This window comes from Paenibacillus sp. PAMC21692 (genome assembly GCF_014303795.1).
GTDB lineage: Bacteria > Bacillota > Bacilli > Paenibacillales > Paenibacillaceae > Pristimantibacillus > Pristimantibacillus agaridevorans.
Map to the genome: position 1 here is coordinate 8,117,360 of NZ_CP060293.1, position 14,885 is coordinate 8,132,244.

Annotated in this window: 18 protein-coding genes; 8 read left to right on the forward strand and 10 right to left on the reverse strand. The window is 45.8% G+C overall.

Annotated features, from left to right (window positions below; translation table 11 throughout):
• The first annotated feature begins 109 nt into the window (after window positions 1-109).
• Both H7F31_RS32210 and H7F31_RS32215 read left to right on the forward strand, forming a co-directional pair.
• Window positions 110-631, forward strand: coding sequence for a stalk domain-containing protein (locus tag H7F31_RS32210; RefSeq protein WP_187102173.1), 522 nt, complete (start codon window positions 110-112; stop codon window positions 629-631).
• A 173-nt stretch (window positions 632-804) separates the two neighbouring features.
• Complete coding sequence (locus H7F31_RS32215; RefSeq protein ID WP_187102174.1) at window positions 805-1,554, forward strand: NPCBM/NEW2 domain-containing protein; 750 nt, start codon at window positions 805-807, stop codon at window positions 1,552-1,554.
• Between the two features lie 420 nt (window positions 1,555-1,974).
• Here the strand turns inward: H7F31_RS32215 and H7F31_RS32220 are convergent, their stop codons facing one another.
• The 3 genes from H7F31_RS32220 to H7F31_RS32230 all read right to left on the reverse strand — a co-directional run bounded on the left by H7F31_RS32220 (window position 1,975) and on the right by H7F31_RS32230 (window position 4,522).
• The gene (locus H7F31_RS32220) at window positions 1,975-2,874 is read right to left on the reverse strand and encodes a hypothetical protein (protein ID WP_187102175.1); all 900 of its coding nucleotides are present in this window, start codon (window positions 2,872-2,874) and stop codon (window positions 1,975-1,977) included.
• Between the two features lie 256 nt (window positions 2,875-3,130).
• A complete protein-coding gene (locus H7F31_RS32225; protein WP_261800215.1) occupies window positions 3,131-3,778 on the reverse strand; it encodes a hypothetical protein in 648 nt (215 codons plus the stop codon).
• A gap of 174 nt (window positions 3,779-3,952) precedes the next feature.
• Window positions 3,953-4,522, reverse strand: a complete 570-nt coding sequence (locus H7F31_RS32230; protein WP_187102176.1) for a dihydrofolate reductase family protein — start codon at window positions 4,520-4,522, stop codon at window positions 3,953-3,955.
• A 221-nt stretch (window positions 4,523-4,743) separates the two neighbouring features.
• Between H7F31_RS32230 and H7F31_RS32235 the strand changes: the two genes are divergently transcribed.
• A complete protein-coding gene (locus tag H7F31_RS32235) occupies window positions 4,744-5,355 on the forward strand; it encodes a TetR/AcrR family transcriptional regulator (protein ID WP_187102177.1) in 612 nt (203 codons plus the stop codon).
• A gap of 62 nt (window positions 5,356-5,417) precedes the next feature.
• Entirely contained in the window at window positions 5,418-5,963 is a 546-nt protein-coding gene (locus H7F31_RS32240) for a GNAT family N-acetyltransferase (protein ID WP_187102178.1), read from the forward strand.
• 72 nt (window positions 5,964-6,035) lie between these two features.
• Here H7F31_RS32240 and H7F31_RS32245 read toward each other — a convergent pair whose 3' ends face one another.
• The 5 genes from H7F31_RS32245 to H7F31_RS32265 form a co-directional block, all read right to left on the reverse strand.
• The gene (locus H7F31_RS32245; protein WP_187102179.1) at window positions 6,036-6,485 is read right to left on the reverse strand and encodes a GNAT family N-acetyltransferase; all 450 of its coding nucleotides are present in this window, start codon (window positions 6,483-6,485) and stop codon (window positions 6,036-6,038) included.
• 107 nt (window positions 6,486-6,592) lie between these two features.
• A complete protein-coding gene (gene def / locus H7F31_RS32250) occupies window positions 6,593-7,102 on the reverse strand; it encodes a peptide deformylase (RefSeq protein WP_187102180.1) in 510 nt (169 codons plus the stop codon).
• A 2-nt stretch (window positions 7,103-7,104) separates the two neighbouring features.
• Window positions 7,105-7,347, reverse strand: coding sequence for a helix-turn-helix domain-containing protein (locus H7F31_RS32255; protein WP_187102181.1), 243 nt, complete (start codon window positions 7,345-7,347; stop codon window positions 7,105-7,107).
• A gap of 482 nt (window positions 7,348-7,829) precedes the next feature.
• Window positions 7,830-8,498: a DNA alkylation repair protein gene (locus H7F31_RS32260; RefSeq protein WP_187102182.1), complete on the reverse strand. Its 669-nt coding sequence runs from the start codon at window positions 8,496-8,498 to the stop codon at window positions 7,830-7,832.
• Window positions 8,499-8,819: 321 nt separating this feature from the next.
• Window positions 8,820-9,197, reverse strand: a complete 378-nt coding sequence (locus tag H7F31_RS32265; RefSeq protein ID WP_187102183.1) for a VOC family protein — start codon at window positions 9,195-9,197, stop codon at window positions 8,820-8,822.
• 490 nt (window positions 9,198-9,687) lie between these two features.
• On the opposite strand from H7F31_RS32265, the gene H7F31_RS32270 reads away from it, so the two are divergent.
• Window positions 9,688-10,584, forward strand: coding sequence for a manganese catalase family protein (locus tag H7F31_RS32270; protein WP_187102184.1), 897 nt, complete (start codon window positions 9,688-9,690; stop codon window positions 10,582-10,584).
• A gap of 156 nt (window positions 10,585-10,740) precedes the next feature.
• On the forward strand, window positions 10,741-11,370 hold the full coding sequence (locus H7F31_RS32275) for a TraX family protein (RefSeq protein ID WP_187102185.1): 630 nt from the start codon (window positions 10,741-10,743) through the stop codon (window positions 11,368-11,370).
• A gap of 11 nt (window positions 11,371-11,381) precedes the next feature.
• On the opposite strand, the gene H7F31_RS32280 is transcribed toward H7F31_RS32275, so the two are convergent.
• The gene (locus tag H7F31_RS32280) at window positions 11,382-12,248 is read right to left on the reverse strand and encodes a serine/threonine protein kinase (RefSeq protein WP_261800216.1); all 867 of its coding nucleotides are present in this window, start codon (window positions 12,246-12,248) and stop codon (window positions 11,382-11,384) included.
• A 314-nt stretch (window positions 12,249-12,562) separates the two neighbouring features.
• On the opposite strand from H7F31_RS32280, the gene H7F31_RS32285 reads away from it, so the two are divergent.
• Together H7F31_RS32285 and H7F31_RS32290 are read left to right on the forward strand one after the other, a co-directional pair.
• Complete coding sequence (locus tag H7F31_RS32285) at window positions 12,563-12,937, forward strand: hypothetical protein (protein WP_187102187.1); 375 nt, start codon at window positions 12,563-12,565, stop codon at window positions 12,935-12,937.
• 161 nt (window positions 12,938-13,098) lie between these two features.
• Entirely contained in the window at window positions 13,099-13,317 is a 219-nt protein-coding gene (locus H7F31_RS32290; protein WP_087571926.1) for a hypothetical protein, read from the forward strand.
• 127 nt (window positions 13,318-13,444) lie between these two features.
• On the opposite strand, the gene H7F31_RS32295 is transcribed toward H7F31_RS32290, so the two are convergent.
• Window positions 13,445-14,833: a putative bifunctional diguanylate cyclase/phosphodiesterase gene (locus H7F31_RS32295; protein ID WP_187102188.1), complete on the reverse strand. Its 1,389-nt coding sequence runs from the start codon at window positions 14,831-14,833 to the stop codon at window positions 13,445-13,447.
• Window positions 14,834-14,885 lie beyond the last annotated feature (52 nt).

A 14,885-nucleotide genomic window follows, 5' to 3' on the forward strand; every position in this document is an offset into this window, starting at 1 on the left:
GTCTGGATGATACTTGTGAGCTGTTTAACCATTCGCTTACCTCCCTGTAATTTTTTTAGTCTTTCTAACCGACAAAAATAATAAAATAGATTTGAGAGGAATGACAGACATGCGTCTTAAATATCTAATTCTTGGGTTGGTCTCTGGCGCTTTGCTGGCTACTGCCGGAACGTCCATCGCAGCTCCGGTAATTGAGAAAGTGACGGCCACGATCCGCCCTGATTTCGACCTTCAGATCGATGGCGAAATCGTCCAACTTGAAAACGCTCCACTGAATTACAACGGAGCGTCTTATCTACCGGTGCGTGAGTTATCCACGTTACTGGGCAAGGATGTCGATTTTCAGGACAATACGATTATCTTGCGTGACCATTTACCCGAAGTTGAAGAGTGGATTACTTTAAGCTCACTAGTCAAGGATTACGATTTTACGATTAGGCCGTCTAATACAGACATAAAATTCTTTGGTCTTATGAAAGACGATAAGGTGCTTTTAATATTTGATTACGGCAAGGGATTCGCTTTCACACCTGAAGGACAATACGTAGATTACTATATTAGCACCAAGATCACATATATTAGCCGTAAAGATCTTGAACATGTCGGAATACTAACTCCGACATCAGGGTGATTTTTTTCTGTCTCAATAGTCTTAGGAGAGATAGTAATTAAGTCCTCCATTAAAACTAAAGTTCTCCTCCATTAGTTGAACGATGTATCTCATTAAATTACCGCCAAATATTGGATGGGCTAAACTTTGGTGATATACTAAATACAAATTTTGTATCTTGGAGGATTAATAACATGTTTAAAGAAAAACTTAAGGGTTTCGCGGCTGGAATCATTGTAAGTACTTTATTTGCTGGAACAGTTGCCTATGCAGCAGGCGGAAGCGCAATGTTAGAAGTCTTTTATAAGGTTAATGATATCAAAATTAATAAGGTATCGAAAATGCCGACAGATGCGGGTGATAAGCCATTTATTTACAATGGATCTACATATGTCCCACTACGATATATTGCCGAGAATCTGGGTCAAAAAGTTGGGTGGGATGGTGAGACAGGTACGGTCTTTATAGGAGAAACAAATGGACCAAATGAAGAGTTTCTTGGAGAACGAATTCAACCAATGAATACTCAAGTAATTAACTCTAGTTGGGATAATATTTCTTTAATCTTAGAAGGAAATAAGGTCCGAGACAATCAATCTAACGAGTATGAGAATTACGTTACATTCCTTGCAAGCATGGCTGTCAAACAAGGGGAATCAATATATCAAGATTACCCATTAAACGGGAAGTACACTTCTTTCAAGGCCACAGTAGGAATTATGAAGGATGAACAAGACTCCCCCAATATCGTTACTTTCGTAATTGAAGGTGATGGAAAAGAGGTTTATACTCACAATTTTGGACCTGGAGATTTTCCTGAGAACGTTTCTGTTAATGTGGAAGGTATAAAAAAACTTACGCTAAAGGTAACACTGAAAGAAGAAAAAGATTTTAATGCTCATAGCATGATTGGAGTATTTAACCCTACGTTGACTCTAAAATAGATATCGAAAAATAGAAGCCCGCCTACCATTATGGTTAGCGGGCTTTGGGCTCTTTGAATAAAACAACCGTTCGTTTGACCAGCTGCCGTCATGTCGTTGTACTATCGGTCTTCGTTAGCGGAGGTCCCTGAAGTTTTACTACCGTCGTCTGTCTTTGATTGTTGTTGCCGAAGCTTGACCAACTGATCGTACCTCTCGCGGATATTCGGATTGTCTCCTCACGTAGCTTATCAAGCCTTCAGTTGACAAAGCGTTCAAGTTTATTTTTCTGCTCCGGTCTGACCTTGTACACTATCGTCGTTATGATTTCGCCTGTTTTATATACCTCCGCTCTCCCCCTGATCCTGTTTCTCCTTGCCCATGTTCGACATGTTCCCCAACCTCCTTTTGCTTTAGGATACTTCTGTTTCCTCTTGTCTATTAACTTATCCATGTATCGTTGGCTTTGGTAACTTGCCATTTGCCGTTTAGGAACTCGACTTCGACCAATGTTCCTATCGCACCTTTTGCGGATTTGTATACGGATCCTTTGATAGTAACCTTATTTTCCAGGATCTCGGTGCTCTCCACTCTAAGTAAAACGCCATCGATTGAACTAGCATCCTTAACTAGACCTTTCTCCTCCAATTGCTCCAAGTTGCTGTCTATTATGTCCACGTTATATTTACTAAAATACTCTAATATCTGCTTTTTATCTTTATCAGATAAATCCGTTAAGTTGCTCATATCAATGGCGATATACTTCATGTCATCAATAAGTCCCTTCCAGAGCGGTAAGTAAGCGTCTAAAGCGAGCTGATAAATTTCTCCCATATCTCTTTCTGGATCGGAATCATCCGTTTCTCCCGATATATCTATACATTGACCTTCAGGACATCGCACTGTATTGAACGCTTTAACATATTTATCATTATGATTCACTACAATAACGTCTCTATCATCTACGTCTTTAAACGCATATATCTTGCTACCTACCGCTAAAGCGTTACTATCTCCATCCTGTTTCACATATGGTTGTTCATTAACGTCATCTTTTATCGAAATCAAATCAAAACTAGAGATATCCCTTTTAACTTGCCCGATCTCGCCTCCTACTTCATCATTCTCTATGAGAGTATTGGTAATCATATATGTCTGTCCGTTATCCCAAAAGACGAATGGATATGGCCAAGACGCTTGGCAGCTGACTCCACCTTTAGACGGTGGGGCTTGATCAAACTTCACTGCGGTTGCATGATCAACATCCCTTGATTGACCGCAACCACTCAAAAGCAAAAGAAATACTAATAAGTAAATTCCAAAAGGATTCAATTTGATCATTCTGCACCTCCCAAACTGGTTTTGTTTTATGAACGTACCAATGACATTAAATGTTACAATATCCTGCACGTTCATATTATCAACCGATTCTTTCTAGTCGATCCTTATTGCATTACGCTGTTAAGGTAAACCTCACAAAGTGGCTTTAGTGGCATGTCAAATAAGCTAGATCATTGGTTGTATGCTATTAAAAAAAGCAGAAAAAAAGATACAGCCTCTTCAAATTCCTTGAAGGTCTGTACCTTTTTTTGTTTGCTTATTGGTTTAGTGAATCAACTTCATCCGAGAAGGCTTCTTTGTACTGCTGATACAATCCGGTATCAAACTCATATTCTTCATCGTTTGCTTTCGGAGGATTAACTTGAAGTTTTTTATACAAGGTATCTATCTCGCCCGAAACCTTCGTCCACAATTGTTTCACTTCATCATACTTTGAATCTAATCCCTGGATATAGGTATCGTATTCTGCCTTCTTTTCCATCGCTTTTCCGAGTTGCTGAATCATAAAATCAATATCAATGGTTTGTCCCGTTGCATCAGTTCCACTGTGGGCATAATGGCCGATGTTAACAAACCCGTCGTTCCAAATTTCCCCGACAAGGAAGTTCGTAATTTCCATTAACTCTGATTCTACAGTAGGCGGTTCATCTGACTTAGACGAAGTATCGAGCTGTATACCAGCATCTTTAAACGCTTGCTCTAACTGTTCCTGGATTTTTTCCTCATCAGATTTCTCTTTTCCGCAACCTGCTAATACAACCATTGTGATTAAGCACAGAATGATGTAAAAGCTGCTTTTCCTCCAATTCGGCATTTCAAATATCTCCCCCGTATATAATAATTTACCATCTTTTTCTTTATCGGTTTTGTTTAAGAGAATATGAAGACAGTGTTGAAATTTCACTACCTAATCCAAGCTCAGATTCTCAGGCGAGAGAGTGCATTCCATTTCTTCGTTATTGTATAGTCTAGATCTTTTATCCCTGAGTCTCCATGTAATCATCCATATAGACAGTTAGAAGAGCAGCTGCCGCTCCGGCAAACTGCTCCTGGATCATTAAACCGTAACGTAACATGGCTATTTCTCCAACTCATAGCGGGTCGCGATAATGCCCGACTTGAACGTTCGGCTGGACAGCAGCTTGAGCCTGATTTTCTCGCCGTCGCCGTCGAATACCGATTGTCCGCCGCCCAGGACGACCGGACAAATTGTGAGCAGGAATTCGTCGATCAGGCCGAGCTTAAGCAGCGTCTTGGCCGCTCCCGGGCTGCCGAAGATAACGAGATTTTTGCCGGGCTGCTCCTTGAGCACCTTGATTTCCTCTGCGATATTATCCTTGATCAGCATCGTATTGTTCCATTCCACCTTGTCCATCGTGCCGGAAATAACGATCTTCTTAACATCCTGCAGCCATTTGGCATGCTCCATATCGTGCTTTGACGCACTCGGATTGTCCAGCATCGTGGGCCAGTAGCTCTCCATCATGCGATACGTCGTGCGTCCGTAAACGGGAGCTCCGACTTCGGCTACGATCTCCTCGGCGTATTTCTCTAATTCCTCGTTGTACGGAATCCAATCGAGTCCCCCTTTCGAATCCGACGCATACCCGTCCAGCGACACATGCATAAACAATACGAGTTTTCTCATGTCCGTTTCTCCTCCGATTTTGAATTTATTTTGTTCGATTTTTATGGCGATCCTGCGTTTCATCCTACTGTTGCGTTTATAATAAATCATTACGTTACGTAAGGTTCAAGTGGAAATTTTACATAGCCGGTACACTCCATTCCAGTCCACGTTACAGGTTGACAATTTGCATCCTTGATTTTATAATGAATAAAATTTCATTCATTAAAGGAGCAACCCAAATGCCCCGTACACCTGAACAATATGAGGCCATGCGCCTTGCAACTCGCACCAAAATCCAGACAGCGGCGATGCAGCTATTCGTTCATCAGGGTTACGGCTCCACCAATGTGCAGCATATTGCCGACCAGGCTGGCATTAGCACCGGTCTGCTGTACCGCCATTACAAAACAAAGGATCAGCTGTTCGAGGAACTGGTCCAGTTCGCCATGGCCGGACTTGGGACGCTGATCGTCAAATTTCAGACTAGCGATGAGCCTGCTGAGGAACTGGCAAGGTTTGCAGACGAGGTATATCTCGACCTGTCTTCCGGCGATGACTTGGGACACCTCTTACTGCTGATGACGCAATCCTTCTTCTCCAAGGAGACGGACGGGTGGAAAGCGGCTCTCAAGCAGATCAATACCGATCTGCTGCAAGCGACTGCCGCGCTCATCGTCCAGGGTCAACAACAAGGCAAGCTTCGAGAAGGGAACGCTTTTGAGATGGCGCAATATTTTTTTTCCTCCATCCAGGGACTGGCGATGATGAAGATGATGCTGGAGGAAAAATTTTCAATGCCATCGAGATCGCTCTTGACCTTAGTATTCGAAAAGGAAGGTGAAACGTTGTGAAGCACTCAGGCGCATTTGAGGTTGTCCGGGCAGACCGCGCTTGTGGAGAGGTCAGACACCAGATGGCGGAAATTTTCGCCGATGGCTTCTCGCAGTGGCTCACGTATTTCTCTAGAGACCGGGATGTCATCGTAAACGCGTTCGCCCATATGTTCGTGCTGGATCAATTTTATGTAGCGCTAGCCGGCGATCGGGTGGCAGCCTTCGGCGCATGCACGGATTGTCGGAGCTTCTCCCTAGAACTTCAGAGCGCACCGCTCCGTCGGTACCTGGGCTGGTTCAAAGGCTCGATGGCTGCACTCATTCTGAAGAGGGAGTTCCAAAAGCCGTTTGTCGACCCGCCATCCGAAACGGGCTCGGTGGAGTTCATCGGTACTGCCTTATCCTTCCGCGGCCAAGGAGCGGCTTCGGCAGTTATTCGATATATGCTGGATCATTTGCCGTACCGTAACTTTATTATCGAAGAGGTCGCCGATACCAATATCCCGGCCATTCGCTTGTATGAGAAGCTGGGGTTCACGGAGTACAAACGCAAGTCCCTATCCCCCGGGCAGGCCCGCAGATCTGGTATCAATCACATGGTCTCGCTGTGTTTGGAGAAGGCCTGAGCCACAACAAGCGCCGATAACATTTATAAGATTTGCGTATCCTTCAGATACCGTTACATTCACTAAGTATGGTTATTCATTAGTCAAGTTAATAATCTTATCAAAGCAAAATGAATCTTTGTCATAGCCATTATGCTCATAGAAAGCATGGGCATTGGTTCGCTTCATCCCGGTACACAGAATAATGCTGGATATTCTACTGTCTTTCGCATAATTTTCTGTGTATCGTAGCAGTTCAGTGCCTACCTTATGACGCTGAAACTCCTTACGAACAGCCAGGCCGGTTATATGCAGATAACCATTTTCGGACCCTACAGCTAAACCATGAACGATAGATATGAAACCAACAACATGATTCTCAAGTAACGCTACAAACGTTTTGTAATTGCCGGCTTTGATCATCTGCTCCATCGTAACGCGAAAGTTCTCATCCGTAACCGTATGCACTCCAAGTACATCGTTCCATAAAACAACAACTTCGCTATATTCATCTGCTGCAATTTCCCGTATTTTAATTTCCATGCCCTACCCCCGTTAACGTAATGAAGCTGCCGGTCAGCACCGACAACTTCAATTCGTCGTTTATTCAACTATCGTTATCCGATAACGTAAAATCCGCCTTATTAACCCTAGTTAGTTAATCGAATGACATCCAACAAGTTAATCTTTTGTTCAGTACGTTCATGAATCAACCAGTCTTCTCGAACATGATCAACAAATAAAACGCCGTTTAAATGGTCGATCTCATGTTGTATGCACCGGGCTAGGTAACCTTCCCCTGTAAAAATAATGGACTCCCCTCGGCGGTTTAAGGTTTTTACCTTAACTGTAAGAGATCTCTTAACAATTCCGTAATAACCGGGAAAAGACAAACAAGCTTCGGAACCGTATTGTTCACCATTCATTTCTAATATCTCAGGATTTATTAACTCTATAAGTCCATTTCCGCAATCCATGACAATTAATCTTTTCAGGACTCCTACTTGAGGTGCGGCAAGACCAGCACGTCCGTCATCAGCATACAAGGTCTCAGCCATGTCATTAAGAAGTTTTATCGTTCTTTCATTGATCTCAGTCACTGGCCTAGCTATTTTACGCAAAATCGGATCTCCAAAAGGCAGAATGCTCTTTACCGACATGTCTAAACTCCTTTCACTTTTTGAGGGGAAGTATATACCCACAAGTCATTGGGGGTGCATTCCAAAGCTGTGCAAAGTGCATCCAGAGTCTCAGACTTCATTTGCCGTGGTTCGCTATTTAATAAACCGCTAATGGAAGCACCAGACAGGCTGTAATTCGCTTTTAGTTTCAACAGTCGCGCCAAAGCAACTCCAGTCCAAATCCCGCGATCGGCCATTACTTGCCGCAATGCCCATTCAAGCATCAAAACCACCCCTTAAGCACCGGTTAATTTTATTAGCTGCTACCTAATTAAATTACCATAAATAGGGTCTAACAAAAAGAGTAATATAAAACTTTTTTCGAAAATTGGTGTAGTCTGGCCTTAAGTAAGTAAAACAAGCGGTGGATCGCTTCCACCGCTTTACCTTCATGTTCGTTAGCGTAATTCACAATCAGACAGACTTATCTATATTGTTTTTCTGCTTAGAGTTCGATTTACTTATTTCGATCAGTCTGTATATTGCATCATCTAAATCTTTACTTTTTCTAAGCTGTCTATTCCACATAACCAAATTGAGAATCAAAAGGATTATGATTATGATCATAAGAAGTAAACTGAATATAAAAAAATCTCCAGTGGCCACATAGCTTAATCCTATTTTCTCGATAATTCATTAAAAATTTGTAGAATTTTTGAATTCCTTTATTTTTTACATTAATCCTTAATAAATTTTTCAAAGGTAACTAATTACTTTGTCGTTTGTTAACTTCAATTGTAATAAACTCCGGTAAATAGTCAGGTGTACATCCCTTTGATACCATTTCATCTTTGTAAAGGCCCGTTCTTTCACCAAGTTTAATACAACGTGCGCGATTCTTTTCATCATAAACGCCTATCCAGCCTGCGGTGAAATTCATAGCCCATTGAACTTCCGGTTCTTCTTGCGTAATATTGGATTCTAATTTAGATATTAAGTCTTCGGTGTTATCAGGCGGTGCTTGTCCAGTCCATCTCAATCGCGCTTGATAATACCAGAAAACTCGTCTTTGAAGAGCAGAAGGGCTATTTCCCCATGACTCCATCAATGCAATTGTCTTCTTGTCTTTGGTAAGCTGATTAGCCATTAACCAATCCATTAAGTTATTTCGCTCATCAAAAGCGTGAGTCAGCATATCCTTATCAAGCTTATTTAACACTTCTTGTGAAAGAAGTTTTTTATCCATAATCAAGATTGCTAATAGTCTGGGCAAATACCCCTCGGTTGACCAAAGTTCCATAGCTAGTTCGTGATCTTTTTTAATGTCCTTTGCGATTTTTCGTAAGTCGCCTAACTTAGTTTGACAATTGATCTGAATTAGAATGTTTTCTGCTTTTGAAGAACGTTTTATTTCCGTACCTTTATTTTCATTCATTTTATACAACTCCTTATTAAAGCACTGTTTCATAATGTTGCATCTGATAGACTAAAAACAATGTGGACATATCCACCATAATACCACATATTGGTAGTTTTCCGCCTATTACTTCAATAAACAACAGCAACCGAATGGGTGGCCGACTGCCGTTTTGTCATGATGCTATCGTTCCCAGTTGGTTCAATGATTCGTACTTCTACTTATGATACGGTTCTCCGGGTTGTCTGTAACGGCAAGTTTTAAGGCCATTCTTTTACGGGATGGCCCTTTCTTTGTAGAGTATGACTAACTGAACTAACGTTTCCGTTTGTTAAATTATCACTTACATACCATCAATAAATTGCCATCTGGGTCACGAAAAGCAAACCAGTGTCCATATTCAATACCAGTAACCAATTCTACTCCGTTGTCCTTCATGAATTGATAGGAGCTTTCGATGTCATCGGTTGCGAACATAAATGCAGGTGTCTGATAAGTAGGTGGTCCGTCAGGTTCTTTGCCTCCCCACATCGGCATCGTGTCCAAAATAAGTCCTGCACCTTGCATTGGAAGTGGGCACAGATGTCCACTCATTATTTCAGGTGTTTCCGAAATGCCGAAGATTTTGCAATACCAATCTCGTGCCCTTTCGATATCCCTAACTGGCATGAACGTACCACAGATTCGGTTTTTAATTGGACTGGTTGATTTGCTCATAAAGCACCCCCTTAGCAGATTATGGTAACCTATTCGATTTCATATGCTTTATTTCCTTTGTCAATCTACAAACAATAGTCACTCTCGCCTAACGGACATAAATGAAGCTATTCTTCGAGTTTTTAAGTTTTCGAAAATCTAACGGACATCCATGACGTTATTGGCATCATCATCAAGTAAATTGGCTCCATTACGACCCAATAGTGACTTCCCTGTCCGTTAGAAATGTTTGAGGTTAAAAAACGGACAAATAGCGTCTCTGGTGTCTGTTAGATTTTTCAACCTTTTGTTCACAAGTTCACAAGTCCTGGAGTTGCATAATCTCCTATTCAAAAAATGCTGACGTCGGTAAGACACCTGCGCCAGCTATTTTTGGAATTATCGACTTCTGCATGCGACCCCAAATTACGGCATATTCATTAATAATTGATTGATAACCGCGAGCGAGTACACCCCTGACCCAATTCCGATGAAAGTGGTGAAGACGTATATGTTCTACCGTCAGAACAAGCTTCAGATCGAGCTCCCGCCCTCCCCCTACGCGGACGCCAATGCGGCTGCTGCCGTACAAGAGCTGCTAGGCGGCAAGTTCGGAGAGATGTCCACGCTAAACAATTACATGTACCAGTCCTTCAACTTCCGGAACAAAAAAAAGCTGAAGCCATTCTACGATCTGGTCTCCAGCATTACGGCGGAAGAGCTCGGCCACGTGGAGCTCGTCTCTGCCGCCATTAACATGGTGCTTACCGGAACGACGTCACCCGGCGATCCCGATTCCGCACCGCTACGGCCCGGCGTAGACAAACGCAACAGCTACTTCTTTATCAGCACCGCCCAGACCTCGCTGGCCGGCGATTCCATGGGCAACCCATGGCGCGGCGACTACGTGTTCAGCAGCGGCAATCTTGTGCTGGACCTGCTGCACAACTTCTTCCTGGAATGCGGCGCCCGTACCCACAAGATGCGCGTCTACGAGATGACCGACCACCCAACCGCCCGTGCGATGATCGGTTATCTGCTCGTTCGCGGGGGCGTTCATATTCTCGCCTACGCCAAGGCGCTGGAGATTGCGACGGGCGTCGACATGAAGAGGATGATCCCGATCCCTAATCTCAGCAACGAACACTTCGAGACGGCACGCAAATACGAGGCCATGGGCCTAGGCAACAAGCTGTATACGTTCAGTCCTCAGGATTACAAGGACGTCGTGCTTATCTGGAATGGGCAGAATCCGCAAACAGGCGCCAAGCTGGAAGTCATCCAGGGCGCTCCGGAGGGCGCTCCCATGTTCGACCTGGAGGCTGTCCCGGAGGAGTTCGCGCCCGGCATCTCGGAGGAGGACTTCCTCGAGATCGCAGCCAGACTAAAAAAGAACGCCGGCCTATAGCCAACGCTCTGTTATCCTGTCGTTCCGACGTTCTTTTATCCTGTCGCTCTAACGTTCTGTCGTTTCCGCCACCGTCTCCTCCGTTTCTCCCTTCGCTTAAGGCTATGGTATACTTAACCTGCTTAATCAACTTGCTCAGCGAAGGTGAGAATCTACATGCAATGGCTTGCTATGCTTACCATGTTAATCGACCACATCGGCGCCGTATGGTTCCCGGACGAGGCTGTCCTGCGCATCATCGGGAGACTCGCATTCCCGCTGTATGCTTACGCCATCGTCATCGGTTATCACCGCACACGCAACTTGAATCGTTATCTGATGCGAATGGCGATCTTGGCCGGCTTGTCGCAGCTGCCGTTTATGTTGGCGTTCCAGACCTGGGAGATGAATGCGATCGCGACGCTGCTCGTCTGCTTGCTTATGCTAACGCTTTTGGACCGCTATCAGAACAGCCGGGCGCTTCAAGTGCTGCTCATCGCGGCCGCCATCGTCACGCTGGAGATCATCCCGTTCGACTATGGCGCCTATGGACTTCTGCTCGTCTTCATCTATCGTTATGCCAAGCCAAGCCATGTCGTCTGGCTCCACCTCGGCCTTAATATAGCGGCCGTATTCTCCAAGGGCTGGGGATTACAGCTCTTCAGCTTGTTCGCCAGCGTGCTCCTTATCTATCTGCCCGAGTTTCTGCGAAGCATAGATCGTCTGCAAGTGCCGCGCGTCGTCTGGAGAAGCTTCTATCCGCTCCATCTGGCTCTTATCGCGGCAGCTTACTACACCCTGGCTTAACCAACTGCCTGTCATGCCCAGGCTTCTCGCTCCAACGTAGCAATAAGCTCATCGAGTTCCCGCTCGCAAGCTTCCGTCGATGGCCAGGCCGACTCGTCATTGAGCAGCTTGCGCAAGAAGTCACGGACGAGAGCCGGCAATGCCAGCTCTTCCTCCCAGCTTCGCTCGACCTGCCCCTCGACTGCCTCGTAGCCTGCATACATGACGAAGAGAAACAAGTGGCCGAGCCCGAACCAATCGCTGGAGGGGTGCGGGTGTCTCATGCGCCGCTTGATCGCCGCCGCGCTTCCGGCAAGGTCGCTCCCCTCGCCCAGCGCGTCGCGAAGCTCCTGCGGAAGCTCCTCCCCCACAGCGCATGACAGCCCAAGATCGATCAGATGCGGCAATCCCCCTGCGAGAATGACATTGGGAATACGGACGTCGCGGTGGACGAATCCTGCGTCATGAAGCTGTTTCAACGGCTGGATTAGTTGTTTAAGTAATTGAAGACCATTAGTAGCCGAGAAGGTTAGATTCCTCTCATAGATGGCATACTCTAAATTATAACCTTCAATATATTCCATAATGAGCGCTTCCTGCTTGCCCCTTTTTGAGTAGTCGAGTGCCCGTGGTATCTGTGGATGAGATACCGCTTGCATAATCCGATACTCTCGTCGCAAAAGCAAGAGACCCGTGTTTCCTTTGCTGGGCTTGTTGCATTTCATCAGCACGCTTTTCCCGCTAACCTTGTCATGGCATAAGTACGCTTGACCGTAGCTGCCCATCCCGAGGAATCGTTCTACGGCATATCGTCCCTGCCACGTCTTGCCAGGCTGCAGCGGATAATCGCGAAAGTCCGTTATGATTTGAGCCCATCTGGCCCGGATGTTTGTTAACAATGAAATCAACTCCCGTCTTAAGATTACCGATATCGCCATCCATTGTCGAGATCCGCAAAGTTTGGGCCAACAACAAGAAACCTCTCCCTCCCGATTGACGTATACTTACCAAAGTGCGCGTTCAAAAAGTTCGGTTCTCAGTACCGTGAAGATTGAAGGCAACTAGCAGAGCTACGTGAGCAACGGAAGGTTCGGTTGCGTTCAATATTCGATGTCGAGTAAGCTTCTAGGCATACCTCGTAATGAGAAGTGGACTTTTTGAACAACCTCTTAAAGCTATGCCATCAACCGATTCCTATGAAGGAGGAAGTTCTATGTTAAAGCGTATCATACATTCGTTGACGGGACGTCACGGATATGGCTACCATCGTTATAGCAGCAGCGACTTCAAGAAAGGTTATTACCCGCCGCCGCATTATCCGCCTTACCCGAACGGTCATCATCACGGACCGCCGCATCATCCGCACCAGCATCATGGCCATCCGCCATATCCGAACCAGCCTTACCAAGGTCAACCGCCTTATCCGGGCGGGCACCATCCCGGACCGCCTCCGCACCCGAACGCGCACGGCCCATATCCGGGGCAAGCACCTTACCCGAACCAGCCGATGCATTATCCGCCGCCAAGATACAATCATCATTACGGCCACGGGTACTATAAGAAGAAGTGGAAGTACAGCAGTTCTTAGAACCCGGGATGTCGAACGATGGAAGCATGGTCCATAACCTCGGCATGAATTTATGTTAGGAAATTGTGAGCAAAATAAACAAACTCCTTACGACAGTTTCATAAGAGGCTAATCTGTTCTCGGTATAATGGGAAAAACGCAAATCGGAGGTGCATGGCATTATGATGCGAGTTCTAACCTTCAAGAATCGTTCCGTCCCTGTCTACTACCCTAACGAACAATCAGCATCTGTAGAGCTGCTTCAGCATAAATTGTACGAGATGGAATTGAACTTCGACTTCAGAAAAAAGTGGAAACGAATCAAATCCGTCGAGATGGTCCGAGACGTCGCGATCTTTCAGTACAACGATGGAACCAAGCTGTACCTGGAGGTCAGCTAAGCGATGGGTAGCATGACAGAGGGCTGTTCTTCAAGGAGATCAATGATGATCGCCTGGAAGAACAGCCCTTTTTGAGTTTATCGCCCTATCCAGCCAAGATGATTGGCTGGATACATGGCGTTGCCACTTATTGCGGACAATAGACGCGGCATTCCGCGGCATTAGTTTCGCCATCGTGGTGGCTGCTCCCGCTCTCCGCCCGCTCTTCGGTGCTGGCTGCTCTACGGAACATGGAGGTATCCATCATTGTCGGCTCCATTGGGGTGCCTAGCAGATAACCCTGCACATAATTGCAGCCCCATTCCTTAAGCAGGCGGTATTGCCCTTCATATTCGACGCCTTCGGCAATGACCTCTACGCCAAGCTTCTGCACAAGTCCGATAATGGATTCGACGATATGACGCTCCGCTCCTTGAAGATCAATCTTCTGTATGAAGCTCTTGTCGATCTTTAAGCAATGAATGGGCAGCTGCTTCAGATTACTGAAGGAAGAATAACCCGTCCCGAAATCGTCCAAGGCTATACGTACGCCTGTTGCTCTCAATCGGCTAAGCGCGGTCACGGCAGTCTCTGAGGAATGAAATAAATAATGTTCCGTTATTTCGAGCTCGATCGAAGAAGGCTCCAGACGATTCTCTTCAAGCACGTTCAGCAGTGTATTCATGAAGGAAGGATCATGCAGTTGCAGGGGCGATATATTGATCGACATCCGCAAATCATGCAAGCCGTACTTGCGAATGCGAGCCAGCATCTTGCAGCTCTCCCTGATCACCCACTCCCCGATTGGGATGATAAGTCCGCCATGTTCGGCGATTGGTATAAATTCTTTGGGCGAAACGACGCCTAACTCCGGATGATTCCAACGGATAAGGGCCTCCAGCCCCCTCAGCCGACCGTCCCCCAGCCTGTAGATCGGCTGGTAGCTGAGATGGAATTGCCTCTGATACAACGCGGGGCGCAAACCACTTTCGATCGCGATGCGTCTGTTCATCCGGTCCGTATCCTCGGACTTATAAAATGTAATGCGATTGCCCCCGTTCTCCTTCGATTGCTGCACCGCTGATTCCGCCCGGCAGATGAGCGCTTCGCCAGTCACCCCATCTTGGGGGAAGTAACAAGCTCCGATGCTTGCGGTTAAGTAAAGCTCCGAATCTCCATCCGGTACGGGACGTTCTGCCGCATGTTTCATTGCTTCCGCCGCTTGCCAACAAACATCGAATTCCGAGTCTTCCTTCGAGATATAGAGAAGCAATAGAAACGAATGACTTCCCCAATTGCTTAAGACAGGCGGCTCCGAGCCTGCGAGCTGCTTCGACAGCTCGATTAGCCGATTCATCATGACGTCGAGTACTTCATGCCCGAAATCCGTACCTTTCGTATCGATTACGCGATAGAATCGGTCCAGCTCCACGATCATGGCCAATATTCGCTTTCCCTCGGCTCTGGCCTCATGTACGCTTAACTCAACCTTCGCATACGATTCCTTCCTGCTCAGCAATCGAGCGGAGCTTTCCATTTTCCAGCCTCCCTTATTTTTTCAAGCTTCTTCGAACATTTCTCTGATGAAT

Excerpts from the sequence above, each read along its gene's own strand:
- H7F31_RS32265 (WP_187102183.1), bottom strand. The coding sequence starts at position 9,197 with ATGAGCAAATCAACCAGTCCAATTAAAAACCGAATCTGTGGTACGTTC.
- H7F31_RS32235 (WP_187102177.1), top strand. The coding sequence starts at position 4,744 with ATGCCCCGTACACCTGAACAATATGAGGCCATGCGCCTTGCAACTCGC.
- H7F31_RS32245 (WP_187102179.1), bottom strand. The coding sequence starts at position 6,485 with ATGGAAATTAAAATACGGGAAATTGCAGCAGATGAATATAGCGAAGTT.
- H7F31_RS32255 (WP_187102181.1), bottom strand. The coding sequence starts at position 7,347 with ATGCTTGAATGGGCATTGCGGCAAGTAATGGCCGATCGCGGGATTTGG.
- H7F31_RS32215 (WP_187102174.1), top strand. The coding sequence starts at position 805 with ATGTTTAAAGAAAAACTTAAGGGTTTCGCGGCTGGAATCATTGTAAGT.
- H7F31_RS32220 (WP_187102175.1), bottom strand. The coding sequence starts at position 2,874 with ATGATCAAATTGAATCCTTTTGGAATTTACTTATTAGTATTTCTTTTG.
- H7F31_RS32230 (WP_187102176.1), bottom strand. The coding sequence starts at position 4,522 with ATGAGAAAACTCGTATTGTTTATGCATGTGTCGCTGGACGGGTATGCG.
- H7F31_RS32295 (WP_187102188.1), bottom strand. The coding sequence starts at position 14,833 with ATGGAAAGCTCCGCTCGATTGCTGAGCAGGAAGGAATCGTATGCGAAG.
- H7F31_RS32290 (WP_087571926.1), top strand. The coding sequence starts at position 13,099 with ATGATGCGAGTTCTAACCTTCAAGAATCGTTCCGTCCCTGTCTACTAC.
- def (WP_187102180.1), bottom strand. The coding sequence starts at position 7,102 with ATGTCGGTAAAGAGCATTCTGCCTTTTGGAGATCCGATTTTGCGTAAA.
- H7F31_RS32240 (WP_187102178.1), top strand. The coding sequence starts at position 5,418 with ATGGCGGAAATTTTCGCCGATGGCTTCTCGCAGTGGCTCACGTATTTC.
- H7F31_RS32210 (WP_187102173.1), top strand. The coding sequence starts at position 110 with ATGCGTCTTAAATATCTAATTCTTGGGTTGGTCTCTGGCGCTTTGCTG.
- H7F31_RS32270 (WP_187102184.1), top strand. The coding sequence starts at position 9,688 with ATGTTCTACCGTCAGAACAAGCTTCAGATCGAGCTCCCGCCCTCCCCC.
- H7F31_RS32275 (WP_187102185.1), top strand. The coding sequence starts at position 10,741 with ATGCAATGGCTTGCTATGCTTACCATGTTAATCGACCACATCGGCGCC.
- H7F31_RS32285 (WP_187102187.1), top strand. The coding sequence starts at position 12,563 with ATGTTAAAGCGTATCATACATTCGTTGACGGGACGTCACGGATATGGC.
- H7F31_RS32260 (WP_187102182.1), bottom strand. The coding sequence starts at position 8,498 with ATGAATGAAAATAAAGGTACGGAAATAAAACGTTCTTCAAAAGCAGAA.